Raw genomic sequence first — 23,326 nt, 5'->3', positions numbered from 1 at the left:
CCATGTGGAAGAACCTCAGCCGGCGTGTGCTGGTCGCCCCCGTGGGCGCCTGGCTGGCCGCCGTGGCCTTGTGGACGCCCACCGGCGCCCACGCCCTGTTCGGCGACGATGAGGCCCGTCGCGCCATCCTCGACCTGCGTCAGCGCTTCGAGCAAAGCAGCGAGGCTCAGCGGGCCGAGCAGGCCCGCACGGCTGAGCAGTTCGACCAGCTGCGGCGCAGCCTGCTCGAACTCAACACCCAGCTCGACCTGATGCGGGGCGAGATTGCCCGCCTGCGTGGACGCAACGAGGAACTCACCCGTGAGATTGCCGAGTTGCAGCGTCGTCAGACCGACATCGTCCAGGGAGTCGAGGAGCGTATCCGTCAGGTCGAACCTCAGCCTGTGATGGTGGACGGCAAGGAAATCCTGGTCCGTCCGGACGAGCGGCGCGACTACGAGGCAGCGCTCGACATCTTCCGCAAGGGTGACTTCAACAACGCGGCCGCAGCATTTGTCTCCTTCCAGCGCCGCTATCCCGGCAGTGGTTACGCCGAGGCCGTGCTCTACTGGCTGGGCAACGCCCACTATGGACGGCGCGACTACAAGGAAGCGCTGGCGACTTTCCGTCAGCTCGTCACCACGGCGCCGGATCACCCGCGGGCGCCCGAAGCCTGGCTGTCGATCGCGATGTGCCAGATCGAGCTGAAAGACCGCCCGGGCGCCCGGCGCACGCTGGAAGACCTCATCAAGAACCACCCTCAGTCCGAAGCCGCGCGCGAAGCCCGTGAGCGACTGGCTGCGCTGAAGTAGGCCCGATCCCGGGGGGATCCCGGGGCCTCATTTCCGGGGAGGCATGCGCACACGCACGGGCGCGCATGCCTACAATCCCGGCCATGCAAGACATCGACATCTCCGCGCTCACGAGCCAGGTGCTGTGGGCCGCGTTTGCACTGGCCGCGGTTTTTGGTGCGATCGCCCAAAGGACCCACTTCTGCACGATGGGGGCCGTCTCTGACATCGTCACGATGGGGGACTGGACCCGCATGCGCATGTGGGTGATGGCCATGGGCGTGGCCATCGTCGGCTTCAACGCCATGGTGGCTGCGGGATGGGTCTCGGCGTCCAACACGATCTATGCCTCGCCTCGCGTGCTGTGGCTGTCGGCGCTCGTCGGGGGCGGTCTGTTCGGGTTTGGCATGGTCCTGGCCTCGGGCTGCGGCAGCAAGACGCTGGTACGCATCGGTGCGGGCAATCTGAAGTCCCTGGTGGTCTTTGTCGTTCTGGGGCTGGCCGCATTTGCCACCCTGCGTGGCATCACCGCCGTGCTGCGCGTCCGTACCGTCGATACGGTATCCATCCAGCTCGACGGGCCGCAGGATCTGCCCAGCCTGATGAGCGCGGCCACCGGTTGGGAGCTTTCAACGGCCGCCCTGGCGCTGGGTTTGCTGATCGGTGGTGCCTGCCTGGCCTGGGCCTGGGCCCGACCCGAAGGGCGAAGTGGCAACACACTGCTGGCCGGGCTCGGCACAGGGGCAGTGATTGTCGGCATGTGGTGGGTGTCGGGACGCCTCGGCTTTGTCGCCGAGCATCCTGACACGCTCGAGGCGACCTTCCTGGCCACGAACTCCCAGCGCATGGAATCCATGAGCTTTGTCGCACCTTACGCATACACCCTGGACTGGCTCATCTACTTCAGCGACACCAGCAAGGCGCTGACGCTGGGCATCGTGTCCTGCGCGGGGGTGATCGTGGGGTCTGCCGCCTATGCCCTTGCCACCCGCAGCTTCCGATGGGAGGGCTTCCGCGATGCCGAGGACACGGCGAATCACCTCGTGGGGGCCGTGCTGATGGGGGTGGGCGGTGTCACGGCCATCGGGTGCACCGTCGGCCAGGGATTGTCCGGTCTGTCCACGCTCTCGGTGGGCAGCTTCCTCGCTCTGGCGGGCATCCTGGCTGGCGCCCGGCTGGCCTTCAAGTATCAGATGTGGCGCCTGGAGCGCATGGTCTGAGCGGGATGGATCTGCGGGATCTCTCCTCACTCACCGAGGCGCCCGACCTGGAGCGCCGGTTTGGCGGGCTTCGGCGACTGTATGGTGATACCGGTTACGGACGCCTGCGTGCAGCGCGCGTGGCGGTCGTCGGTGTCGGAGGGGTGGGCTCGTGGGCGGCGGAGGCCCTCGCGCGCAGCGGCGTGGCCTCGCTCATCCTCATCGACCTGGACCACGTGGCCGAGTCGAACATCAACCGGCAGGTGCAGGCTGTGGGTGCCACCGTGGGCCAGGCCAAGGTGCTGGCCCTGAGAGATCGGATCGCCGACATCCACCCAGGCTGCGAGGTGTGGCCGGTCGAGGCCTTTGCCGAACCCGACAACTGGCCTGGGCTCTTGAGTGGGCGGCCTGTGGATGCCGTGATCGACTGCTGTGATCAGGCCCGTGCGAAGCTGGCGCTGGCACGCTGGGCCCTGGCCCAGCGGGGCCTGGTCCATGTGTGTGTGGGCGCGGCCGGGGGCAAGCGCCATGCCCACCAGGTGCAGCTCGACGATCTGAGTGCCACCACCCACGACCCCCTGCTGGCCTCGTTGAGGCAGCGGTTGCGCAAGGAAGCCGGGGCTCCGAGGCAGGGACGCATCGGGCTGCCCTGTGTGTACTCGCGCGAGCCGGTGATGCGTCCCGACGCGTCCTGCGGCACCGACGGCAGCCTGAACTGCCATGGTTACGGCTCGGTGGTGTCGGTGACGGCCACCTTCGGCCTTGTGGCGGCCGGCGCCGTTCTGGATGCGCTGGCCCAAGGCCCGGGAAGGCCTTGATCGGTTCGCCCGAAGTTGTCTATAATCTAAGGCTTTCCGGGTCGTTAGCTCAGTTGGTAGAGCAGCGGACTTTTAATCCGTTGGTCGCAGGTTCGAATCCTGCACGACCCACCACCTTGGCCCTGGCCGGGCGTGGTCCGACCGGAATCGGGCTCTTAGCTCAGTTGGTAGAGCAGCGGACTCTTAATCCGTAGGTCGAGTGTTCGAGTCACTCAGGGCCCACCAGATCGTCAAAAGATGCCGTCGTGCGCGCAAGCGTCGACGGCGTTTTCTTTTCCGGGGCTATCGGCGGTGGAACTGCGGGGGCGCCTGTGTCTCCAACGGAGCGGCTATCGTTCTGTCAGGAGTGACACGATGACATCGATCCAAGGGCTGAAAGCCGCAGCGCTGGGGGCGGGCGTGCTGCTGCTGGCCGGCTGTGCGGGCTATGGGCCCGGGCCGCTGGCCTCAGGAGCGACCGAAGCCGAGGTGGTGGCCCGGATGGGGGCGCCCACAGGCGACCACGTCGGGCCGGATGGCAAGCGCCGTCTGGAGTTCGCCCGCGGTCCCTATGGACGGCACACCTACATGGTGGATCTGGACGGGCAGGGGCGGATGCGATCTTGGGAGCAGGTGCTCACCGAGAACCATTTCAACGCCGTGCCGGTGGGCGCCAGCCGTGCTGAGGTTCTGTACAGCCTGGGTCGTCCTTCCGAAGTGATCTCGATTCCCCGACGCAATGAGCTGGTCTGGTCCTACCGCTACGAATCGCCGTTCTGCCAGTGGTTCCAGGTGAGCCTGGACCGGACCTCGGACAAGGTCACGTCCACCGGCTACGGGGTCGATCCGCTGTGCGATGGCGACAAGGAGTTTCCGGATTGACCCGGGAGCGGGGCGCGGCCACACTGCCGGCCCATGATCACGCTCTACGGCATTTCCAACTGCGACACTGTCAAGAAAGCCCGCCGCTGGCTCGATGACCAGGGCGTCGCCTACAGCTTTCACGACTTCAAGAAGCAGGGCGTCCCTCCGGCACAACTGGATCGGTGGATGCGCGCCGTAGGCGCCGCCCGGCTGGTGAACCGACAAGGTACCACCTGGCGCAAGCTGGACGCGGCGGCCCAGGCGGCAGCAGCGTCCGACGCCGGCGCGCGTGCGCTGATGCTCGCCCAGCCCAGCGTGATCAAGCGACCCGTGGTCGAGGCGGGAGAGCGTGTGCTGGTGGGCTTTGACGAGGCGTCCTACGCCACGCTGAAGGGCTGAAGGAGCGCCCGCCGGGCGGCGGGCGCCTCCTTTCTTGCGGGCCTCAGGCCGCCAGCAGCTGGCGCAGCACGTAGGGCAGGATCCCGCCGTGCTGGTAGTACTCCACTTCGATGGGCGTGTCGATGCGCAGTGTCACCGTCACCTCCTGGCGGCTGCCATCACCGCGATGGATGACCAGGGTCACATCGGCCTGGGGCTTGAGTTCACCGCCGATCACCACGTCGATCACCTCATCCCCCTTGAGCCCCAGGCTTTCCCAGGAATCCCCGCCCTTGAACTGCAGCGGCAGCACGCCCATGCCGACCAGGTTGGAGCGGTGGATGCGCTCGAAGCTGCGCGCCACCACCGCCTTGATGCCCAGCAACTGCGTGCCCTTGGCCGCCCAGTCGCGGCTGGAGCCAGTGCCGTACTCCTCTCCGGCAAAGATGACCGTGGGCGTACCCTGAGCGATGTACTTCATCGCAGCGTCGTAGATGAACATCTTCTCACCGCCCGGCTGGAAGAGCGTCACCCCGCCTTCTTCGCGTGAGCCGTCCTCGCGCGGCGGAATCATGAGGTTCTTGATGCGCACGTTGGCGAAGGTGCCTCGCATCATCACCTCGTGGTTGCCGCGGCGCGAGCCGTAGCTGTTGAAGTCGGCCTTGAGCACATTGTGGGCCTTGAGCCACAGGCCTGCGGGCGAGGACTCCTTGATCGAGCCGGCCGGCGAGATGTGGTCGGTGGTGATCGAATCACCGAACAGGGCCATGATGCGGGCGCCCTTGACGCCCGGGTCACTGGCTTGCGGCTGGGCCGTAAAGCCCCGGAAGAAGGGGGGCTCGGCAATGTAGGTGGAGGTGGGCCAGTCGTAGACCTGACCCTTCACACCTTCGATCTGGTTCCACAGCTTGCCGGGCTGGGTCTTGACCTTCTCGTAGTTCTGCTTGAAGGCCTTGCGGTCCATTGCGAACTTCATCAGCTTGTGGATATCGTCGCTGGTCGGCCAGATGTCGCCGAGGAAGATGTCGCGCCCACCCTTGCCCTGGCCCACTGGCTGGGTCATCAGGTCGCGCGTGACGTTGCCGGCAATCGCGTAGGCCACCACCAGTGGCGGGGAGGCCAGGAAGTTGGCCTTGAGGTTGGGGTGGATGCGCGCTTCGAAGTTGCGGTTGCCCGAAAGCACGGCCGCGCACACGAGATCGTTCTTGGTGATGACCTCGTTGATCTCCGGGGTCAGGTCGCCGGCGTTGCCGATGCAGGTGGTGCAGCCATAGGCGGCCACGTTGAAACCAAGTTTTTCAAGGTAGGGCAGCAAGCCCGCCTTCTCCAGGTACTCCGTCACGATGCGCGAGCCCGGGGCCAGGGAGGTCTTGATGTGCGGTGCCACCTTCAGGCCGGCCTCCACTGCTTTCTTAGCGAGCAGACCGGCGGCCAGCAGCACACCGGGGTTGGAGGTGTTGGTGCAGGAGGTGATCGCGGCGATCAGCACGTCGCCGTTTCGGATCTGCAGGCCATTGGACGTGGTGAAGGTCTGGCCCAGCTTGTCGGCTGGCTGATTGAAACCGTTGGCCTCGATGGGCTTGCTGAACAGTTCGGTGAACTTGGTCGACAACTGGCCGATCTCGATGCGATCCTGGGGGCGCTTGGGGCCGGCCAGGCTGGGTGCGACCGTGCCCAGGTCGAGCTTGACGACCTTGGAATATTCGATGTCGCCGCCGGCAAACCCCTGGGTGCCCGGGATGCCGAAGAGCTTCTGGGCCTTGAAGTAGGCCTCGAAGGCTTCGATCTCGGCCTTGGTGCGGCCCGTGCCCTGGAAGTAGTCGATGGTCTTCTCGTCCACCGGGAAGAAGCCCATCGTGGCGCCGTATTCGGGGGCCATGTTGGCGATGGTGGCCCGGTCGGGCAGTGACAGGCTGCGCGTGCCCTCGCCGAAGAACTCCACGAACTTGCCCACCACCTTCTCGCGGCGCAGGATCTCGGTCACGGTGAGCACCAGGTCGGTGGCGGTGACGCCTTCGCGAAGGGCGCCGGTCAGCTCGAAGCCCACCACGTCAGGCGTGAGGAAATAGACCGGCTGGCCCAGCATGCCGGCCTCGGCTTCGATGCCGCCCACGCCCCAGCCCACCACCCCAATGCCGTTGATCATGGTGGTATGGCTGTCAGTGCCGACCAGGGTGTCGGGGTAGTAGACCCCCGCAGCGGTCTTGTGGACACCGCGTGCCAGGTACTCGAGGTTGACCTGGTGCACGATGCCGAAGCCCGGAGGCACCACCCCGAAGGTGTCGAAGGCCTGCATGCCCCATTTCATGAACTGGTAGCGCTCGCGGTTGCGCTGGAACTCCAGCTTCATGTTCAGGTCCAGGGCCTGCTTGTTTCCATAGTGGTCGATCATGACCGAGTGGTCCACCACCAGGTCCACGGGTACCAGCGGCTCGATGGTCTTGGGGTTGCGGCCCATCTGGGCGGCGACGGAGCGCATGGCGGCCAGGTCGGCCAGCAGCGGCACGCCGGTGAAGTCCTGCAACACAACGCGGGCCACCACGAACGGGATCTCGTCCACGCGTTCGCCGTTGGGCGCCCAGTTGGCCAGTTGCTGCACGTGCTCCGGGGTGACCTTCTTGCCGTCACAGTTGCGCAGTACCGACTCCAGCACGATGCGCAAGGACACCGGCAACTTCGACACATTGGGGAACTGCCTGGACAGTTCAGGCAGCGAGAAATACTGACCCGATTTGCCGGAGGCGGTCTTGAAGGTCTTCAGGGTCTTGGCAAAGGCATGCACAGGGGCTTTGGCCATGGAGGACTCCGTGAGGCGTGGGTATGGGAAAACTGTAGGCTTGAGGACGGAGACATTGTCTCCACAGAGCGTGACGTTAGGGCGGGCAGGGCCTTGCGGTCAAGCGTCTGCGAGCATGGGCTGCCAAAGAAAACGGCCCCTTGGGGAGGGGCCGTTTCAGGGGAAGGGGGGCGGGGGTCAGACCGTCACGGCCTTGGCCGTGTCCGCGTACTCCTCGATCTGATCGAAGTTCATGTAGCGGTACACGCTGGCGGCATCCTTGTTGATGATGCCCATCTCGGCGTGGTACTCGGCCACGGTCGGGATGCGCCCCAGTTTGGAGCAGATGGCCGCCAGCTCGGCTGAGCCCAGGAACACGTTGGTGTTCTTGCCCAGGCGGTTGGGGAAGTTGCGGGTCGAGGTCGACATCACCGTCGCACCCTCGCGCACCTGAGCCTGGTTGCCCATGCACAGGGAGCAGCCGGGCATCTCGGTGCGTGCGCCAGCGGTGCCGAAGGCGGCGTAGTGGCCTTCCTTGATCAGCTCGTTCTGGTCCATCTTGGTGGGCGGCGCCACCCACAGCTTCACCGGGATGTCGCGCTGGCCGCCCAGCAGCTTGGCGGCGGCGCGGAAGTGGCCGATGTTGGTCATGCACGAGCCGATGAAAGCCTCGTCGATCTTCGTGCCGGCCACCTCGGACAGGAACCTGGCATCGTCCGGATCGTTGGGGCAGCAGACGATGGGCTCCTTGATGTCGGCCAGGTCGATCTCGATGACCGCGGCGTACTCAGCGTCCTTGTCGGCCTCCAGCAGCTCGGGCTTGGCCAGCCAGGCCTCCACGGCCTTGATGCGGCGCTCGAGCGTGCGCTTGTCCTGGTAGCCGTCGGCGATCATGTTCTTCATCAGCACGATGTTGCTGGTGAGGTACTCCTTGATCGGCTCCGGGTTGAGCTTGATCGTGCAGCCGGCGGCCGAGCGCTCGGCCGAGGCGTCGGACAGCTCAAACGCCTGTTCCACCTTGAGGTCGGGCAGGCCTTCGATTTCGAGGATGCGGCCCGAGAAGATGTTCTTCTTGCCCTTTTTCTCGACCGTCAGCAGGCCGGCCTTGATGGCATACAGCGGGATGGCGTGCACGAGGTCGCGCAGGGTCACGCCCGGCTGCATCTGGCCCTTGAAGCGCACCAGCACCGACTCGGGCATGTCCAGCGGCATCACGCCTGTGGCGGCGCCGAAGGCCACCAGGCCCGAACCGGCCGGGAAGGAGATGCCGATGGGGAAGCGCGTGTGCGAGTCGCCACCGGTGCCCACGGTGTCGGGCAGCAGCAGGCGGTTGAGCCAGGAGTGGATCACGCCATCGCCCGGGCGCAGGGCCACGCCGCCACGGTTGCTGATGAAAGCGGGCAGCTCGCGGTGCATCTTCACGTCCACGGCCTTGGGGTAGGCGGCGGTGTGGCAGAAGCTTTGCATCACCAGGTCGGCCGAGAAGCCCAGGCAGGCCAAGTCTTTCAGCTCGTCGCGGGTCATGGGGCCGGTGGTGTCCTGGCTGCCCACGGTGGTCATCTTGGGCTCGCAGTACGTGCCCGGTCGGATACCCTGCCCTTCGGGCAGACCGCAGGCGCGGCCGACCATCTTCTGGGCCAGCGTGAAGCCCTTGCCGGAATCTGCCGGCGCCTTGGGCAGGCGGAACACGGTGGAGGCGGGCAGGCCCAGGAACTCGCGCGCCTTGCCGGTGAGCGAGCGCCCGATGATCAGGTTGATACGCCCGCCGGCACGCACCTCGTCAAGCAGCACCTCGCTCTTGAGCTGGAAGGTGGCGACCGTCTCACCGTTCTTCACGATCTTGCCGTCGTAGGGCAGCACGTCGATCACGTCGCCCATCTCCAGCTTGCTCACGTCCACCTCGATGGGCAGGGAGCCGGAGTCTTCCTGGGTGTTGAAGAAGATGGGGGCGATCTTGCCGCCCAGCGTCACGCCACCGAAGCGCTTGTTGGGCACGTAGGGGATGTCTTCGCCGGTGGCCCAGATCACGCTGTTGGTGGCGGACTTGCGGCTCGAACCCGTGCCCACCACATCGCCGACATAAGCCACGAGGTGGCCCTTCTTCTTCAGATCCTCGATGAACTGGATGGGGCCGCGCTTGCCGTCCTCCTCGGGCTTGAAGGCCGCATCGGGACGGGTGTTCTTCAGCATCGCCAGGTAGTGCAGCGGGATGTCCGGGCGGCTCCAAGCATCGGGGGCGGGCGACAGGTCGTCGGTGTTCGTTTCGCCGGGCACCTTGAAGACGGTGACAGTGATCTTTCGGGCCACCTCGGGGCGGCTCGTGAACCACTCGGCATCGGCCCACGACTGGATGACTTCCCGGGCCTTGGCGTTGCCGGCCTGGGCCTTCTCGGCCACGTCGTGGAAGGCGTCGAACATCAGCAGGGTCTTCTTCAGGCCCTCGGCCGCGACACCGGCGACGTCGGCGTCGTCAAGCAAGTCGATCAGCGGCTTGACGTTGTAGCCGCCCACCATGGTGCCGAGCAGCTCGGTGGCCTTGGCACGGCTGATCAGGCCCACCGTGATGTCGCCATGGGCCACGGCGGCCAGGAAGCTGGCCTTGACCTTGGCCGCGTCATCCACGCCCGGCGGCACGCGGTGCGTCAGCAGGTCGAGCAGAAAGGCTTCCTCGCCAGGCGGGGGCGCCTTGATCAGCTCAATCAGCTCGCTGGTCTGCTGGGCCGACAGGGGCAGGGGCGGGATGCCGAGCGCAGCGCGTTCGGCGACGTGGTCGCGGTAGGTTTTCAGCATGAGGCACTCCGGAGGGATCGGCCAGCCCGAACGGGATGGTCGGCTCTCCTATTTTATGTCTTATATAAGACTTGCGCCAGAGATTGGTTCTTTCCTGTCTGAAAGCAGAAAAGCCACCAGGGCGGTGGCTTTCATCAGTGGCCGCCGCAGATCCGGCTTTGCCGGTCCGCCAGCGGCGCCCCCTCGGGGGCGGCCGAAGGCCGTGGGGGGTGGGCCTCAGTTCGCGGCGATGCCAATGCTCTCACGCTTGTGAGTGGCCATGGCTTCGCGGTGCTTCGGGTGGACGCAGTTGTCGGCCACGCGGTAGCCCAGCGCGGTGTTCATCAGCATCGACTTGTCGGCGATCTGCAGGTACAACGCCTGACCACGCACGTCCTCCATGCGCAGTGCGCCCGTGGACGACACCATCGGCTTGACCACCCAGGTCTTGCCCGCCAGCGTGATGTTGAAGTAGCCGGGGTGCTCCGGGTGGGGGGTCACGGTGACATGTTGCCCGAACTCGCAGTCGCTGCGGCCCACGTACACGCGGGTGGCGGCTTCGAGTTGCTCGGGACTTGCCGCGGCCAGCTTCATCGGCGCCGCCGGGGCCGTGGCGGCCGGTGGGCGGGGCGCCTGGGCGGTCTTCTTGGCCGGGGCCGGCTGCTGCTGTTGTGCCAGCACTGCGCCGGAGGCGGCCAGGGTCAGGGCACCCACCAGACTGATCGCAAAACGTTGGAAGCTCATCGGTAATCTCCTGCTCCAGGACGAGACAGGAGCGATTGTGGGGACGTGCATTTGGTAACACGGTGAATTTGCACGGCGGTGGCCCCGCAAATTGAGACATTTTGCAGCTTCGCCCTCTGCACGTGAGGTCAGGCGGGAGGGCGCTCAGTGGAAACCCTGAAGAAAGCGCGTGCCACCTCGTCGGGGAGGGCGCAGCCGGTGCGATGGGCGCGTTCGAGCACGTGCCAGAAGTAGCGGTAGCTGGCCCTGTCGTGCAAGGTGTCGATGCCCCGTGTGCGATGACGGATCGGCCCCCATTGGGCTGCCTGGGCTGCCAGCAGAATCTCGCTTGCTGCGTCGATTTCGTCGGCATCTGGCGCAAAGGCCTGCACGATCGGCTCGATCTGATCCGGGTGAATGCTCCACATGCGGGTGTAACCCAGCTCGTGAGCTGCTCGCCGCGCTGCCTGTCCCAGCGCAACCCGGTCCTTGAACTCAGTGACCACGCAATGCGACGGCGTCTTGGCATGCCGATGGCAAGCCGCCGCGATTTCGAGTTTGGCGCGCACGACGAGTGGATGGCTGAACTGGCCACCGGCGCTCATTCCGCCCGAGCCGATGGCGCCCCGGTGTGCGGAGACGAAGTCCATCAGTCCGAAGGACAGTGACTCCACCCGCGGATGCGCGGCGATGCGGTCCACCTCATGCAGGGCGCCGTGCGTCTCGATCAGCACATGCACTGGCACCTGCCGCGACAGACCCAGGCTGCGGGCGATGGCGTCGATGCGTTCGATGCCGATCTCGGCGTCGCGGGCGTCGCGAGGCTTGGGCAGCATCAGGTAGGCCAGACGCTCGCCACAGCGTGAGAGAAGATGATCGACTTCCGCTTCGAACGCCGGGTGATCGACCGGGTGCACCCGGGCGCCCACCCGGTCGAAACAGTTGTCGGCGCTGTTCACGAGCTCGGCGATCAGCGCGACATGCTCCAGCTCACCGCCCACCGGGGCGCCGTCCTCGGCATCCAGCGTGGCGTCGAACAAGGCGCGGCCATGGGCCTTGCCCATGGCAGCCTGCAACGCCAGGCTCTTGCGCATGCGCACCTCGACGCCGGCGTAGTGGTCGCACACGGGCAGGTCCGGCAGGGACTCGCCCGTATCGAGCAACGCCTGACGCGGATGCATCACAGCAGGTGCTTGACGCCGTCCTGCTCACCCTGCAGTTCGGCCAGGGTCTTGTTGATGCACTCTTGGGAGAAAGCGTCGATCGGCAGGCCTTCGACGATCTTGTACTTGCCGCCTTCACAGGTGACCGGGTAGCCGAACATCACGTCCTTGGGAATGCCGTACTCGCCGTTGGAAGGCACGCCCATCGTCACCCATTCGCCGTTGGTGCCCAGGGCCCAGTCCCGCATGTGGTCGATCGCGGCGTTGGCGGCCGAGGCGGCCGAGGACAGGCCGCGGGCCTCGATGATGGCGGCACCGCGCTTGCCCACGGTGGGCAGGAAGACGTCCTTGTTCCAGGCGTGATCGTTGATCATGTCCTTGACCGAGGCGCCGTCGATGGTCGCGAAGCGGTAGTCGGCGTACATCGTGGGGGAGTGGTTGCCCCACACGCACAGCTTCTTGATCGAGGCCACGGGCTTGCCGGTCTTGGCGGCGATCTGGCTCAGTGCGCGGTTGTGGTCCAGCCGCAGCATGGCGGTGAAGTTCTCGCGCGGCAGGTCCGGGGCGCTCTTCATCGCGATATAGGCATTGGTGTTGGCCGGGTTGCCCACCACCAGCACCTTGACGTTGCGCGAGGCAGACTCGTTGAGCGCCTTGCCCTGGGCGGTGAAGATCTGGGCGTTGGCGGCCAGCAGATCGGCGCGCTCCATGCCCGGGCCGCGCGGACGGGCGCCCACCAGCAGGGCGTAGTCGGTGTCCTTGAACGCCGCCTTGGCATCGCTGTGGGCTTCCATGCCGGCCAGCAGCGGGAAGGCGCAGTCTTCCAGCTCCATCATCACGCCCTTGAGCGCCTTCTGGGCCTTCTCGTCGGGGATCTCCAGCAGTTGCAGGATGACGGGCTGGTCCTTGCCCAGCATCTCGCCGGAGGCGATGCGGAACAGCAGCGCGTAGCCGATCTGGCCGGCGGCGCCGGTGACGGCGACGCGAACGGGTTTCTTGCTCATGGTTGGCTCCAAGGGGGAAGGGGAGGTTGTGACCGTTCCGAAGTTTAGGCCAAAGTGGGGCGGGAAACCACGAGGTTTGTCATCTTATGTCTTATATAAGACATCTGTCCCTGGACTTCGTGCAAACGATATGTTGCAATCCCGGCCATGGCACAACAGCCCTCTCAGAGCCCGATGGATCCAGCCTCGCCTGATGCGGCGGGGCCGGCGTTCAGCCCGCTCTATCAGCAGATCAAGGCACTGATCACCCGCAGCTTGCAGGGTGGGGAGTGGCGCCCGGGCGAGGCCATTCCCAGTGAGGTGGAGCTGGCGGCCCGCTACCGTGTGAGTCAAGGCACGGTGCGCAAGGCCATCGATGAGCTGGCGGCCGAGAATCTCCTGGTGCGCCGCCAGGGCAAGGGCACCTTCGTGGCCACGCACGCCGAAGAACGGGTGCAGTACCGGTTCTTGCGCCTCACACCGGATGAGCCGGCGACCGTGCCTTTCGAGCGCCGCGTGATCGACTGCCGCCGCCTGCGTGCGCCGGCCGAGGTGGCGCGGGCCCTGGAGCTCAAGTCGGGCGACACCGCGCTGCAGATCCGTCGCCTGCTCAGCGCGAAAGGGGTGCCGGTGGTGCTGGATGACATCTGGCTCAATGGTCAGCTCTTCAAGGGACTCACGGCCGAGCGTCTGGGGGAGTACCGCGGCCCGATGTATGCGTTGTTCGAGACCGAATTCGGCGTGCGCATGATCCGCGCTGACGAGAAACTGCGCGCGGTTGCAGCGGATGAATTTTCCGCGGGACTGCTGTCGGTGGCGCCGGGATATCCCCTGTTGAGCGTGGAGCGGCTCTCCTTGACCTACGGTGATCGCCCGGTGGAGTTTCGTCGCGGTCTCTACAACACGGCAACGCACTATTACCGCAACGAGGTGCAATGACGGTGCGTTGCTCGCAACGGTTCAGCGGCGCGCCTGCTGCGTTGCAATAAAATCAGTCGGTTTCACATCTGTTACAGACAAGGTTGGGTATGTCAGAGATCGCCAAAGAAAGACCGGTCTACCGCAACATCCACGTCACGGAGATCATCAAGTACCGGCTGCCGGCGGCCGGCATCGTGTCCATCTTGCATCGCGTGAGCGGCGCACTGATGTTCCTGCTGATGCCGCTGGTGATCTGGATGTTCGACACCAGCGTGAGTTCCGAGGTGTCTTACGACCTGTTCACGAGTGCGTTCAGTGTCGGTCTCGGTTTTGTGCCTGGCTGGCTGCTCAAGCTGGTGGTTCTGGCACTGATCTGGGCTTATCTGCACCACTTCATTGCCGGCTTGCGTCATCTGTGGATGGACATGTACCACACGGTCTCCAAGGAGCAGGGCAAGAGTTCGGCCGTCGTGACGCTCGGGCTGAGCGTGCTGCTGACGGTGGTGCTGGGTGCCAAGCTGTTCGGGCTGTACTGACCAAGACCAGAGAACAGGATTTCCACGATGAGCAAGAACTACGGTTCCAAGCGCCTGGTCGTCGGGGCGCATTACGGTTTCCGCGACTGGCTGGCCCAGCGCGTCACGGCGGCGCTGATGGCGCTGTTCACCATCGTCCTGCTGGTGCAGGTCCTGATGCCTGGGGAACTGGGCTATGACCGCTGGGCAGGCATCTTCTCGAGCCAGTGGATGAAGGTGCTGACCTTCGTCGTCATCATTTCGCTGCTCTACCACGCCTGGGTGGGCATGCGCGACATCTGGATGGACTACGTGAAGCCGGTGGGCATCAAGCTCACGCTCCAGGTGTTCACGATCGTGTGGCTGGTCGGCTGCGCCGGCTGGGCAATCCAGGTGTTGTGGAGGCTGTAAGAAATGCATATCGGAACTTCTCTGCCCAAGCGCAAGTTTGACGTCGTCATCGTCGGAGCCGGTGGCTCCGGCATGCGGGCCTCGCTGCAGCTCGCTCTGGCCGGCCTGAACGTGGCCGTGCTGTCCAAGGTCTTCCCGACCCGCTCCCACACCGTTGCAGCCCAGGGTGGCATCGGGGCGTCGCTGGGCAACATGTCGGAAGACAACTGGCACTACCACTTCTTCGATACCGTCAAGGGGTCAGACTGGCTGGGCGACCAGGACGCCATCGAGTTCATGTGCCGCGAGGCGCCGAAGGTTGTGTACGAGCTCGAACATTTCGGCATGCCCTTCGACCGCAACCCGGACGGCACGATCTACCAGCGTCCCTTCGGCGGTCACACGGCCAACTACGGCGAAAAGCCCGTGCAGCGCGCTTGCGCCGCAGCCGACCGCACCGGGCACGCGATGCTGCACACGCTGTACCAGCAAAACGTGCGCGCGCGCACCCAGTTCTTCGTCGAATGGATGGCCCTGGATCTGATCCGTGACGCCGAGGGCGACGTCGTGGGCGTGACGGCGCTGGAGATGGAAACCGGCGACGTGCACATCCTCGAGGCCAAGACCGTGCTGCTGGCCACCGGCGGTGCCGGGCGCATCTATGCAGCCTCGACGAACGCCTTCATCAACACTGGTGACGGTCTGGGCATGGCGGCGCGCGCCGGCATCCCGCTCGAGGACATGGAGTTCTGGCAGTTCCACCCCACCGGGGTGGCCGGCGCCGGGGTGCTGTTGACCGAAGGATGCCGCGGCGAAGGCGCCATCCTGCGCAACAGCAACGGCGAACGCTTCATGGAGCGCTACGCCCCGACGCTCAAGGACCTCGCGCCGCGTGACTTCGTCTCGCGCTGCATGGACCAGGAGATCAAGGAGGGCCGTGGCTGTGGTCCGAACAAGGACTACGTCGTGCTCGACATGACCCACCTGGGCGCCGACACCATCATGAAGCGCCTGCCCTCGGTCTATGAGATCGGGCACAACTTTGCCAACGTCGACATCACCAAGGAGCCGATCCCTGTGGTGCCGACCATCCACTACCAGATGGGCGGCATTCCGACCAACATCCACGGCCAGGTGGTCATGCCCCAGGGCGGCAACCCCAATGCTGTCGTCAACGGCCTGTACGCGGTGGGGGAGTGTTCCTGCGTGAGCGTGCATGGCGCCAACCGCCTGGGCACGAACTCGCTGCTGGACCTGCTGGTCTTTGGTCGGGCGGCGGGTAATCACATCGTGGAATCCTTCAAGCAGACCCGGTCGCACAAGCCGTTGCCCAAGGACGCTGCCGACGTGTCCTTGGCCCGCCTGGCCCGCCTGGATGCCAGCACCTCGGGTGAGTACGCCCAGGACGTGGCCAACGACATCCGCAAGACCATGCAGCAGCATGCGGGCGTGTTCCGCACCCAGGCCAGCATGGACGAGGGGGTGGTGAAGATGGCCGAGATCGCTGAGCGTGTGAAGGCCATCACGCTGAAGGACAAGTCCAAGGTATTCAACACCGCGCGCGTCGAGGCGCTCGAGGTCGAGAACCTCATCGAGGCGGCGCAGGCCACCATCGTGTCGGCGGCAGCTCGCAAGGAAAGCCGTGGCGCTCACACGGTGAACGACTATGCCGACACCCCCGAGTTCCCGAACGGCCGCAACGACCGTGACTGGATGAAGCACACCCTGTGGTACAGCGAAGGCAACCGTCTGGAATACAAGCCGGTGAACCTCAAGCCGCTCACGGTGGAGTCCATCCCGCCCAAGGTCCGTTCCTTCTGATGTCTGCGCCCGGAGTATCCTCATGACCCTGCGAACCTTCCAGATCTATCGCTACGACCCGGACAAGGACGCCAAGCCCTACATGCAGACCCTGCAGGTGGAGCTCGACGGCTCCGAGCGCATGCTGCTGGACGCCCTCGTCAAGCTCAAGGCCGTTGACCCCACCTTGTCCTTCCGCCGTTCCTGCCGTGAAGGCGTGTGCGGCTCGGACGCGATGAACATCAACGGCAAGAACGGCCTGGCCTGTCTGACCAACATGCGCACGCTGCCTGACACGGTGGTGCTCAAGCCCCTGCCGGGCCTGCCGGTGGTGCGGGACCTGATCGTCGACATGACGCAGTTCTTCAAGCAGTACCACTCGATCAAGCCCTACCTCGTCAACGACACGCCGCCGCCCGAGAAGGAGCGCCTGCAGTCGCCCGAGGAGCGAGACGAGCTCAACGGCCTGTACGAGTGCATTCTCTGCGCGAGCTGTTCCACCAGCTGCCCGAGTTTCTGGTGGAACCCCGACAAGTTCGTCGGTCCGGCGGGCCTCCTGCAGGCCTACCGCTTCATCGCCGACAGCCGCGACCAGGCCACGAACGAGCGTCTCGACAACCTCGAGGACCCGTACCGCCTGTTCCGCTGCCATACCATCATGAACTGCGTGGATGTCTGCCCGAAGAGCCTGAACCCCACGAAGGCGATCGGCAAGATCAAGGAGCTGATGGTCCGCCGGGCGGTCTGATCAGCTTGATGCAAGCCAGATGATGGACACTGCACTCGACGAACGGGCTCTGAGCAAGCTTCGCTGGCGCTGCCGGCGCGGCCTGCTGGAGAACGACCTGTTCATCGAGCGCTTTTTTGCGCGCCACGGGTCTGCGATCACCATGCGCCAGTCTGAAGGGCTCGAGGCCCTGATGGAGCTGGCGGACAACGATCTGCTGGACCTGCTCCTCGCCCGCAAGGAGCCGCAAGGTGAGCTCGATCGCGCCGAGGTGCGTGAGGTGCTCACCCTGCTGCGCCAGCGCGGATGACGACTTTCGATAGCCTCAAGGAAGAGCCATGACACCGTCCGATGTGAAAGCCACCCTGTCGTTCTCCGACGGCAGCCCTTCGATGGAGCTGCCCATCTACAAGGGCACGATCGGCCCGGATGTGATCGATATCCGCAAGTTGTACGCTCAGACGGGCAAGTTCACCTATGACCCGGGTTTCCTGTCGACAGCATCGTGCAACTCCGCCATCACCTACATCGATGGTGACAAGGGCGAGCTGCTCTACCGCGGCTATCCCATCGAGCAGCTGGCCGAGAACTGTGATTTCCTCGAAACCTGCTACCTGCTGCTGTACGGCGAGTTGCCCAACGCGGAGCAGAAGAAGGACTTCGATTCGCGTGTGACCAACCACACGATGGTCAACGAGCAGATGCAGTTCTTCCTGCGGGGCTTCCGCCGTGATGCTCACCCGATGGCCGTGCTGACGGGCCTGGTGGGAGGGTTGTCGGCCTTCTATCACGACAGCACCGACATCAACAACCCGCAGCATCGTGAGATCTCGGCCATCCGGCTGATCGCCAAGATGCCCACGCTGGTGGCGATGGCCTACAAGTACTCCATCGGCCAGCCCTACATCTACCCGAAGAATTCGCTGTCCTATTCCGCGAACTTCACCCGCATGATGTTCGGAACCCCCTGCGAGGAGTACGAGCCCAACGACGTGGTGGTGCGCGCCCTGGACCGCATCTTCATCCTGCACGCCGATCACGAGCAGAACGCCTCGACCTCCACGGTGCGCCTGTGCGGCTCGTCGGGCACCAACCCGTTTGCGGCCATCGCTGCGGGCGTGGCCTGCCTGTGGGGTCCGGCCCACGGCGGTGCCAACGAGGCCTGCCTGAACATGCTGGAAGACATCCAGAAGATGGGCGGTGTGGCCAAGATCGGCGAGTTCATCACCAAGGTCAAGGACAAGAACTCCGGCGTGCGCCTGATGGGCTTCGGCCACCGCGTGTACAAGAACTACGACCCGCGCGCCAAGCTGATGCGCGAAACCTGCCACGAGGTGCTCAACGAGCTGGGCCTGGGCAACGACCCGCTGTTCAAGCTCGCCATGGAGCTCGAAAAGATCGCGCTGGAAGATGAATACTTCGTGGCCCGCAAGCTGTACCCGAACGTCGATTTCTACTCCGGCATCGTCCAGCGCGCCATCGGCATTCCGGTGAGCCTGTTCACGGCGATCTTCGCGCTGGCCCGCACGGTGGGCTGGATTGCCCAGCTCAACGAGATGATCGGCGACCCCGAGTACAAGATCGGCCGTCCGCGCCAGCTCTTCGTCGGCTCCGAGAAGCGCGATGTCAAACCGCTAGCCCAGCGCGGCTGACGGAGGTGCCAGGCCGGCCCTCCGGCCTGACACAGCCCCGACGGAACCCGGCCTCGAGCCGGGTTCTTTGTTTCGAAACGCTTAAAATCACAGGTTCCCCACCCGACGAGACAGCCATGGGCCGCACGCTGTACGACAAGATCTGGGACGAGCACGTCGTCCATACCGAAGACGATGGCACCGCCATCCTCTACATCGATCGCCACCTGGTCCACGAAGTGACCAGCCCCCAGGCCTTCGAAGGCTTGCGCCAGGCGGGGCGCAAGGTCTGGCGCGTCAGTTCCATCGTGGCCACCGCCGATCACAACACACCCACGACAGGGTGGGAGCGAGGCTACGACGGCATCGCCGATCCGATCAGCAAGGAACAGATCACCACGCTGGACGCCAATATCAAGGAGTCGGGTGCGGCCGCCTACTTCCCATTCCTGTCCAAACGCCAGGGCATCGTGCACGTGATCGGTCCGGAAAATGGCGCCACGCTGCCCGGCATGACCGTGGTGTGCGGTGACAGCCACACATCCACCCATGGGGCATTCGGAGCCCTGGCGCACGGCATCGGCACGAGCGAGGTCGAACACGTGATGGCCACGCAGACGCTGCTCGCCAAGAAGGCCAAGAACATGCTGGTCAAGGTCGAGGGCACTTTGCCACGCGGGTGCAGTGCCAAGGATATCGTGCTGGCCATCATCGGAAAGATCGGCACGGCCGGCGGCACCGGCTACACCATCGAGTTTGCCGGCAGCGCCATCCGTGCGCTGAGCATGGAAGGTCGCATGACGGTGTGCAACATGGCCATCGAGGCCGGAGCCCGCGCCGGCCTGGTGGCCGTGGATGACACCACCATCCAGTACGTCAAGGGCCGTCCGTTCTCACCCTCCGGCGTTGAATGGGACCAGGCGGTGGCTTACTGGCGCACCCTGTACTCCGATCCCGATGCGCATTGGGATGCAGTGGTCGAGCTGGACGCCAGCCAGATCCGTCCTCAGGTGACGTGGGGCACCTCGCCCGAAATGGTGCTGTCCATCGAAGATCGTGTACCGGATCCCGACAAAGAGAAGGATCCCATCAAGCGCGGGGCCATGGAGCGGGCCCTGAAGTACATGGGGCTTGAGCCCAACAAGGCGCTGGCGGATGTGCGCATCGACAAGGTCTTCATCGGATCTTGCACGAATTCGCGCATCGAAGACCTGCGTGAGGCTGCCGCGGTGGTGCGCCGTCTCGGTGGCAAGGTGGCCGCGAATGTCAAGCTGGCGATGGTGGTGCCTGGCTCGGGCCTCGTGAAGGAGCAGGCCGAGCGCGAGGGCCTGGACCAGGTCTTCAAGGCGGCCGGTTTCGAATGGCGCGAGCCTGGCTGCTCGATGTGCCTGGCGATGAACGCCGATCGACTCGAACCGGGCGAGCGTTGCGCATCCACCTCGAATCGCAACTTCGAGGGGCGTCAGGGGGCGGGTGGTCGCACCCATCTGGTCAGCCCGGCGATGGCGGCAGCAGCGGCCATCGAAGGTCATTTCGTCGACGTGCGTCGGATTGCATGAGGAGAGTGGCGATGAAACACCTGTGGATCGTTCTGATGTTGGCGAGCTTCGGCCTGACAGGCTGCAACACCATCCAGGGACTGGGCAAGGATGTCCAGAAGGTCGGGGAAACGATGGAAGAAGCGGCCAGCCGCAAGAAGTGACGCCATGAACCCGTTTACCGTACACAAGGGCCTGGTCGCGCCGATGGACCGGGAGAACGTCGACACCGACGCCATCATCCCCAAGCAGTTCCTGAAGTCGATCAAGCGCACGGGCTTCGGCCCCAACCTGTTCGACGAATGGCGCTACCTCGACGTGGGGCAGCCCGGTCAGGACCCGGCTTCGCGCAAGCCCAACCCGGACTTCGTGCTCAACCAGCCGCGCTACCAGGGCGCGTCGGTGCTGCTGGCCCGCAAGAACTTCGGCTGCGGCTCCAGCCGGGAGCATGCGCCCTGGGCGATCGAGCAGTACGGGTTTCGCGCCCTCATCGCGCCCAGCTTTGCTGACATCTTCTTCAACAACTGCTTCAAGAACGGCCTGCTGCCCATCGTGCTGCCTGAGCATGAGGTGGCCCGGCTGTTCGATGAGGTGAACGCCTTTGTCGGCTACGAGCTCACCATCGATCTGCCGCGTCAGGTGGTGGTCAAGCCCGATGGCAGCGAACTGTCCTTCGAGGTGCAGCCGTTCCGCAAGTACTGCCTGCTCAACGGCTTCGACGACATCGGCCTGACCCTGCGCCATGCCGACAAGATCAAGGCCTTCGAGGCCGAACGCCTGGCACGCAAGCCCTGGCTCAACCATCGACTGGTCGGCTGAAACTGGCCCCCGGATTCCAAGACACAAGGAAGACAATGAAGATCGCAGTCCTGCCGGGTGACGGCATCGGCACCGAGATCGTGGCCGAGGCCGTCAAGGTGCTTCGCGCGCTCGACCTGGGTTTCGAGATGGAGGAGGCCCTGGTCGGCGGTGCCGCCTATGAAGCACAGGGCCACCCTCTGCCGGAATCCACCCTCAAGCTGGCCCAACAGGCCGATGCCGTGCTCTTTGGTGCCGTGGGCGACTGGAAGTACGACAAGCTCGAGCGCGCACTGCGTCCCGAGCAGGCCATCCTCGGCCTGCGCAAGCACCTGCAGCTCTTTGCCAACTTCCGTCCGGCGATCTGCTATGAGCAGCTCACCCACGCCTCCAGCCTCAAGCCCGAGCTGGTGGCGGGCCTGGACATCCTCATCATCCGTGAGCTCACCGGAGACATCTACTTCGGCCAGCCGCGCGGTCGTCGCGCGTCTCCCGACGGTGCCTTCCAGGGCGCACCCGAGGCCTTCGACACGATGCGCTACAGCCGCCCCGAGATCGAGCGCATCGCCCATGTCGCCTTCCAGGCGGCCCGCAAGCGTGGCAAGAAGGTCACCAGCGTCGACAAGGCCAATGTGCTGGAGACCTTCCAGTTCTGGAAGGACGTGGTCACCGAGGTCCATGCCCAGTACCCGGATGTCGAGCTCGACCACATGTATGTCGACAACGCCGCGATGCAGCTGGTGAAGGCCCCGAAGAACTTCGACGTGATCGTCACCGGCAACATGTTCGGCGACATCCTGTCCGACGAGGCGGCGATGCTCACGGGCTCCATCGGCATGCTGCCGTCGGCGTCTCTCAATGACCGCAAGCAGGGCCTGTATGAACCCAGCCACGGTTCGGCGCCTGACATCGCCGGGCAGGGCGTGGCCAATCCGCTGGCCACCATCCTGAGCGCGGCGATGATGCTGCGCTTCAGCCTGGATCAGGCCGAGGCGGCCGACCGCATCGAGCGGGCCGTGAAGGATGTGCTGGCGCAGGGCCTGCGCACGGCCGACATCCACAGCGAAGGCACCACCCGTGTGGGCACGAAGGAGATGGGCGACGCCGTGGTCGCCCGCCTGAAAGCCCAGGGCTGACATCCTGCCCGGAGCCCGGTGGGCTCCTCACCCGAACAGCAACTCTTCTGGCGATAGACAACGATGGCAACGACTCTGGTAGGTTTGGTGGGCTGGCGCGGCATGGTCGGCTCGGTACTCATGGATCGCATGCAGGCCGAAGGCGACTTCGACCTCATCGAGCCGATGTTCTTCAGCACCAGCAATGCGGGCGGCGCTGCTCCTTCAATGGCAAAGAATGAAAAGACGCTGAAGGACGCCTTCGACCTGGGGGCGCTCCAGCGCTGCGACATCATCATCACCGCCCAGGGTGGCGACTACACCTCCGAGGTGTTCCCGAAGCTGCGTGCGGCAGGCTGGAAAGGTCACTGGATCGACGCCGCCTCGACGCTGCGCATGAAGGATGATGCGGTCATCATCCTCGACCCGGTCAACATGCCGGTGATCAAGAACGCGCTCGCCAAGGGGGGCCGCAACTGGATCGGCGGCAACTGCACGGTGAGCTGCATGCTGATGGGCGTGGGTGCGCTCTACAAGGCGGGATTGGTCGAGTGGATGAGCTCGATGACCTACCAGGCCGCCTCCGGGGGCGGGGCTCAGCACATGCGCGAGCTGCTGACGCAGTTCGGCACGCTCAACGCCGAGGTGCGCTCGCTGCTGGACGACCCCAAGAGCGCCATCCTGGAGATCGACCGGCGCATCATCGGCAAGCAGCGCAGCCTGTCGGCCGAGGAAGTGGCCAACTTCGGCGTGCCCCTGGGCGGCTCGCTCATTCCCTGGATCGACAAGGACCTGGGCAATGGCGTGAGCCGCGAGGAATGGAAGGGTGGGGCGGAGACCAACAAGATCCTGGGGATCGGGGAAGCCTTTGGAACCCCGGCCATTCCGGTGGATGGCTTCTGCGTACGCATCGGCGCCATGCGGTGCCACAGCCAGGCCCTGACCTTCAAGCTGAAGAAGGATGTGCCGCTGGCCGACATCGAGGCGATGATCGCCGCCGACAACGACTGGGTGAAACTCGTGCCGAACACCCGCGAGGACACGATGCGCGACCTCACGCCGGTGGCGGTCACGGGCACGCTCACCATCCCGGTGGGCCGGGTGCGCAAGCTCGCGATGGGGCCGGAGTACCTCGGCGCCTTCACCATCGGCGATCAGCTGCTCTGGGGGGCTGCTGAGCCGTTGCGGCGCATGCTGAGAATCATCATCGGGCAGTGAGCGACGGAATTTGTGGCGTCAAGCCCACAGTTTGTGCAATGTTTCCGGCATTCGAAGCTGGCATAAATGTCAGCCATTGCATGAGCTTGTCAGTGTATCTACTTGATGCTATTGTGATTTCTGTCTTTCCTGCGGAAAATCGCATTGATTGATTGTTCTGCAGGCCTGCTTTTGCTGGCGGCGGCTTGATTCATTGGGAGACGCCTTGAAACAATATTCACATTCGCTTGGGCGTTTCGCTCTGTCCGGGG

At 64.9% G+C, this 23,326-nt stretch carries 22 protein-coding genes and 2 tRNA genes; 19 read left to right on the top strand and 5 right to left on the bottom strand.

Features of this window, described 5'->3' with window-relative positions; all coding sequences use genetic code 11:
* Positions 1–2: 2 nt before the first annotated feature.
* The 7 genes from ybgF (at position 3) to C1704_RS02610 (ending at position 4,029) form a co-directional block, all read left to right on the top strand.
* Positions 3–791, top strand: a complete 789-nt coding sequence (ybgF, locus tag C1704_RS02640; protein ID WP_104300719.1) for a tol-pal system protein YbgF — start codon at positions 3–5, stop codon at positions 789–791.
* An 83-nt stretch (positions 792–874) separates the two neighbouring features.
* Positions 875–1,990 carry a YeeE/YedE family protein gene (locus C1704_RS02635; protein ID WP_104300717.1) on the top strand — a complete coding sequence of 372 codons (1,116 nt, stop codon included), beginning with the start codon at positions 875–877 and terminating at the stop codon, positions 1,988–1,990.
* Between the two features lie 5 nt (positions 1,991–1,995).
* A complete protein-coding gene (locus C1704_RS02630; protein ID WP_104300715.1) occupies positions 1,996–2,787 on the top strand; it encodes a tRNA threonylcarbamoyladenosine dehydratase in 792 nt (263 codons plus the stop codon).
* Between the two features lie 38 nt (positions 2,788–2,825).
* Positions 2,826–2,901, top strand: a tRNA-Lys gene (locus C1704_RS02625).
* 35 nt (positions 2,902–2,936) lie between these two features.
* Positions 2,937–3,012: transfer RNA gene (locus C1704_RS02620), tRNA-Lys, on the top strand.
* A 129-nt stretch (positions 3,013–3,141) separates the two neighbouring features.
* Positions 3,142–3,648 carry a hypothetical protein gene (locus tag C1704_RS02615; protein ID WP_104300713.1) on the top strand — a complete coding sequence of 169 codons (507 nt, stop codon included), beginning with the start codon at positions 3,142–3,144 and terminating at the stop codon, positions 3,646–3,648.
* Positions 3,649–3,681: 33 nt separating this feature from the next.
* Positions 3,682–4,029 (top strand): ArsC family reductase, encoded by a 348-nt coding sequence (locus tag C1704_RS02610; protein ID WP_104300711.1) that lies wholly within the window; start codon positions 3,682–3,684, stop codon positions 4,027–4,029.
* A gap of 43 nt (positions 4,030–4,072) precedes the next feature.
* On the opposite strand, the gene acnA is transcribed toward C1704_RS02610, so the two are convergent.
* The 5 genes from acnA to C1704_RS02585 all read right to left on the bottom strand — a co-directional run bounded on the left by acnA (position 4,073) and on the right by C1704_RS02585 (position 12,443).
* Complete coding sequence (gene acnA / locus C1704_RS02605; RefSeq protein ID WP_104300709.1) at positions 4,073–6,805, bottom strand: aconitate hydratase AcnA; 2,733 nt, start codon at positions 6,803–6,805, stop codon at positions 4,073–4,075.
* A 177-nt stretch (positions 6,806–6,982) separates the two neighbouring features.
* Positions 6,983–9,574: a bifunctional aconitate hydratase 2/2-methylisocitrate dehydratase gene (gene acnB / locus C1704_RS02600; protein WP_104300707.1), complete on the bottom strand. Its 2,592-nt coding sequence runs from the start codon at positions 9,572–9,574 to the stop codon at positions 6,983–6,985.
* 216 nt (positions 9,575–9,790) lie between these two features.
* Positions 9,791–10,297 (bottom strand): hypothetical protein, encoded by a 507-nt coding sequence (locus C1704_RS02595; RefSeq protein ID WP_104300705.1) that lies wholly within the window; start codon positions 10,295–10,297, stop codon positions 9,791–9,793.
* Between the two features lie 128 nt (positions 10,298–10,425).
* The gene (locus C1704_RS02590; RefSeq protein ID WP_104300703.1) at positions 10,426–11,457 is read right to left on the bottom strand and encodes an HpcH/HpaI aldolase/citrate lyase family protein; all 1,032 of its coding nucleotides are present in this window, start codon (positions 11,455–11,457) and stop codon (positions 10,426–10,428) included.
* On the bottom strand, positions 11,457–12,443 hold the full coding sequence (locus C1704_RS02585; RefSeq protein WP_104300701.1) for a malate dehydrogenase: 987 nt from the start codon (positions 12,441–12,443) through the stop codon (positions 11,457–11,459). The genes C1704_RS02590 and C1704_RS02585 overlap by 1 nt, the downstream gene beginning before the upstream one ends.
* Positions 12,444–12,590: 147 nt before the next feature.
* Here C1704_RS02585 and C1704_RS02580 point away from each other — a divergent pair, with 147 nt between their 5' ends.
* The 12 genes from C1704_RS02580 (at position 12,591) to asd (ending at position 23,075) form a co-directional block, all read left to right on the top strand.
* Positions 12,591–13,361 (top strand): GntR family transcriptional regulator, encoded by a 771-nt coding sequence (locus C1704_RS02580; RefSeq protein ID WP_104300699.1) that lies wholly within the window; start codon positions 12,591–12,593, stop codon positions 13,359–13,361.
* An 89-nt stretch (positions 13,362–13,450) separates the two neighbouring features.
* Positions 13,451–13,879: a succinate dehydrogenase, cytochrome b556 subunit gene (gene sdhC, locus C1704_RS02575; protein WP_104300697.1), complete on the top strand. Its 429-nt coding sequence runs from the start codon at positions 13,451–13,453 to the stop codon at positions 13,877–13,879.
* Between the two features lie 27 nt (positions 13,880–13,906).
* Positions 13,907–14,269 carry a succinate dehydrogenase, hydrophobic membrane anchor protein gene (gene sdhD, locus C1704_RS02570; RefSeq protein ID WP_104300695.1) on the top strand — a complete coding sequence of 121 codons (363 nt, stop codon included), beginning with the start codon at positions 13,907–13,909 and terminating at the stop codon, positions 14,267–14,269.
* A gap of 3 nt (positions 14,270–14,272) precedes the next feature.
* Entirely contained in the window at positions 14,273–16,069 is a 1,797-nt protein-coding gene (gene sdhA, locus C1704_RS02565; protein ID WP_104300693.1) for a succinate dehydrogenase flavoprotein subunit, read from the top strand.
* Between the two features lie 22 nt (positions 16,070–16,091).
* Positions 16,092–16,796, top strand: a complete 705-nt coding sequence (locus C1704_RS02560) for a succinate dehydrogenase iron-sulfur subunit (RefSeq protein ID WP_104300692.1) — start codon at positions 16,092–16,094, stop codon at positions 16,794–16,796.
* A 19-nt stretch (positions 16,797–16,815) separates the two neighbouring features.
* Positions 16,816–17,085, top strand: coding sequence for an FAD assembly factor SdhE (locus C1704_RS02555; protein WP_104300690.1), 270 nt, complete (start codon positions 16,816–16,818; stop codon positions 17,083–17,085).
* A 28-nt stretch (positions 17,086–17,113) separates the two neighbouring features.
* The gene (locus tag C1704_RS02550) at positions 17,114–18,427 is read left to right on the top strand and encodes a citrate synthase (RefSeq protein WP_104300688.1); all 1,314 of its coding nucleotides are present in this window, start codon (positions 17,114–17,116) and stop codon (positions 18,425–18,427) included.
* A gap of 116 nt (positions 18,428–18,543) precedes the next feature.
* Positions 18,544–19,965, top strand: a complete 1,422-nt coding sequence (gene leuC / locus C1704_RS02545) for a 3-isopropylmalate dehydratase large subunit (protein WP_104300686.1) — start codon at positions 18,544–18,546, stop codon at positions 19,963–19,965.
* Between the two features lie 11 nt (positions 19,966–19,976).
* Positions 19,977–20,108 (top strand): entericidin A/B family lipoprotein, encoded by a 132-nt coding sequence (locus tag C1704_RS02540; protein ID WP_104300684.1) that lies wholly within the window; start codon positions 19,977–19,979, stop codon positions 20,106–20,108.
* Between the two features lie 4 nt (positions 20,109–20,112).
* Positions 20,113–20,763 carry a 3-isopropylmalate dehydratase small subunit gene (leuD, locus tag C1704_RS02535; RefSeq protein WP_104300682.1) on the top strand — a complete coding sequence of 217 codons (651 nt, stop codon included), beginning with the start codon at positions 20,113–20,115 and terminating at the stop codon, positions 20,761–20,763.
* Between the two features lie 35 nt (positions 20,764–20,798).
* On the top strand, positions 20,799–21,878 hold the full coding sequence (leuB, locus tag C1704_RS02530; protein WP_104300680.1) for a 3-isopropylmalate dehydrogenase: 1,080 nt from the start codon (positions 20,799–20,801) through the stop codon (positions 21,876–21,878).
* A 63-nt stretch (positions 21,879–21,941) separates the two neighbouring features.
* Positions 21,942–23,075 (top strand): aspartate-semialdehyde dehydrogenase, encoded by a 1,134-nt coding sequence (asd, locus tag C1704_RS02525; protein WP_104300678.1) that lies wholly within the window; start codon positions 21,942–21,944, stop codon positions 23,073–23,075.
* Positions 23,076–23,326 lie beyond the last annotated feature (251 nt).

The organism is Caldimonas caldifontis (assembly GCF_002930615.1).
GTDB lineage: Bacteria > Pseudomonadota > Gammaproteobacteria > Burkholderiales > Burkholderiaceae_C > Caldimonas > Caldimonas caldifontis.
Note: the sequence above shows the minus strand (reverse complement) of the source record. Positions and strands in the feature narration are given on the sequence as shown.

What these genes read in the sequence shown, in the direction of transcription:
- acnB (WP_104300707.1), bottom strand. Translation starts at nt 9,574, where the DNA reads ATGCTGAAAACCTACCGCGACCACGTCGCCGAACGCGCTGCGCTCGGC.
- C1704_RS02560 (WP_104300692.1), top strand. Translation starts at nt 16,092, where the DNA reads ATGACCCTGCGAACCTTCCAGATCTATCGCTACGACCCGGACAAGGAC.
- leuC (WP_104300686.1), top strand. Translation starts at nt 18,544, where the DNA reads ATGGGCCGCACGCTGTACGACAAGATCTGGGACGAGCACGTCGTCCAT.
- sdhD (WP_104300695.1), top strand. Translation starts at nt 13,907, where the DNA reads ATGAGCAAGAACTACGGTTCCAAGCGCCTGGTCGTCGGGGCGCATTAC.
- leuB (WP_104300680.1), top strand. Translation starts at nt 20,799, where the DNA reads ATGAAGATCGCAGTCCTGCCGGGTGACGGCATCGGCACCGAGATCGTG.
- C1704_RS02585 (WP_104300701.1), bottom strand. Translation starts at nt 12,443, where the DNA reads ATGAGCAAGAAACCCGTTCGCGTCGCCGTCACCGGCGCCGCCGGCCAG.
- leuD (WP_104300682.1), top strand. Translation starts at nt 20,113, where the DNA reads ATGAACCCGTTTACCGTACACAAGGGCCTGGTCGCGCCGATGGACCGG.
- C1704_RS02615 (WP_104300713.1), top strand. Translation starts at nt 3,142, where the DNA reads ATGACATCGATCCAAGGGCTGAAAGCCGCAGCGCTGGGGGCGGGCGTG.
- C1704_RS02595 (WP_104300705.1), bottom strand. Translation starts at nt 10,297, where the DNA reads ATGAGCTTCCAACGTTTTGCGATCAGTCTGGTGGGTGCCCTGACCCTG.
- ybgF (WP_104300719.1), top strand. Translation starts at nt 3, where the DNA reads ATGTGGAAGAACCTCAGCCGGCGTGTGCTGGTCGCCCCCGTGGGCGCC.
- C1704_RS02550 (WP_104300688.1), top strand. Translation starts at nt 17,114, where the DNA reads ATGACACCGTCCGATGTGAAAGCCACCCTGTCGTTCTCCGACGGCAGC.
- C1704_RS02540 (WP_104300684.1), top strand. Translation starts at nt 19,977, where the DNA reads ATGAAACACCTGTGGATCGTTCTGATGTTGGCGAGCTTCGGCCTGACA.
- acnA (WP_104300709.1), bottom strand. Translation starts at nt 6,805, where the DNA reads ATGGCCAAAGCCCCTGTGCATGCCTTTGCCAAGACCCTGAAGACCTTC.
- C1704_RS02610 (WP_104300711.1), top strand. Translation starts at nt 3,682, where the DNA reads ATGATCACGCTCTACGGCATTTCCAACTGCGACACTGTCAAGAAAGCC.
- C1704_RS02555 (WP_104300690.1), top strand. Translation starts at nt 16,816, where the DNA reads ATGATGGACACTGCACTCGACGAACGGGCTCTGAGCAAGCTTCGCTGG.
- C1704_RS02580 (WP_104300699.1), top strand. Translation starts at nt 12,591, where the DNA reads ATGGCACAACAGCCCTCTCAGAGCCCGATGGATCCAGCCTCGCCTGAT.
- C1704_RS02630 (WP_104300715.1), top strand. Translation starts at nt 1,996, where the DNA reads ATGGATCTGCGGGATCTCTCCTCACTCACCGAGGCGCCCGACCTGGAG.
- sdhC (WP_104300697.1), top strand. Translation starts at nt 13,451, where the DNA reads ATGTCAGAGATCGCCAAAGAAAGACCGGTCTACCGCAACATCCACGTC.
- C1704_RS02590 (WP_104300703.1), bottom strand. Translation starts at nt 11,457, where the DNA reads ATGCATCCGCGTCAGGCGTTGCTCGATACGGGCGAGTCCCTGCCGGAC.
- asd (WP_104300678.1), top strand. Translation starts at nt 21,942, where the DNA reads ATGGCAACGACTCTGGTAGGTTTGGTGGGCTGGCGCGGCATGGTCGGC.
- C1704_RS02635 (WP_104300717.1), top strand. Translation starts at nt 875, where the DNA reads ATGCAAGACATCGACATCTCCGCGCTCACGAGCCAGGTGCTGTGGGCC.
- sdhA (WP_104300693.1), top strand. Translation starts at nt 14,273, where the DNA reads ATGCATATCGGAACTTCTCTGCCCAAGCGCAAGTTTGACGTCGTCATC.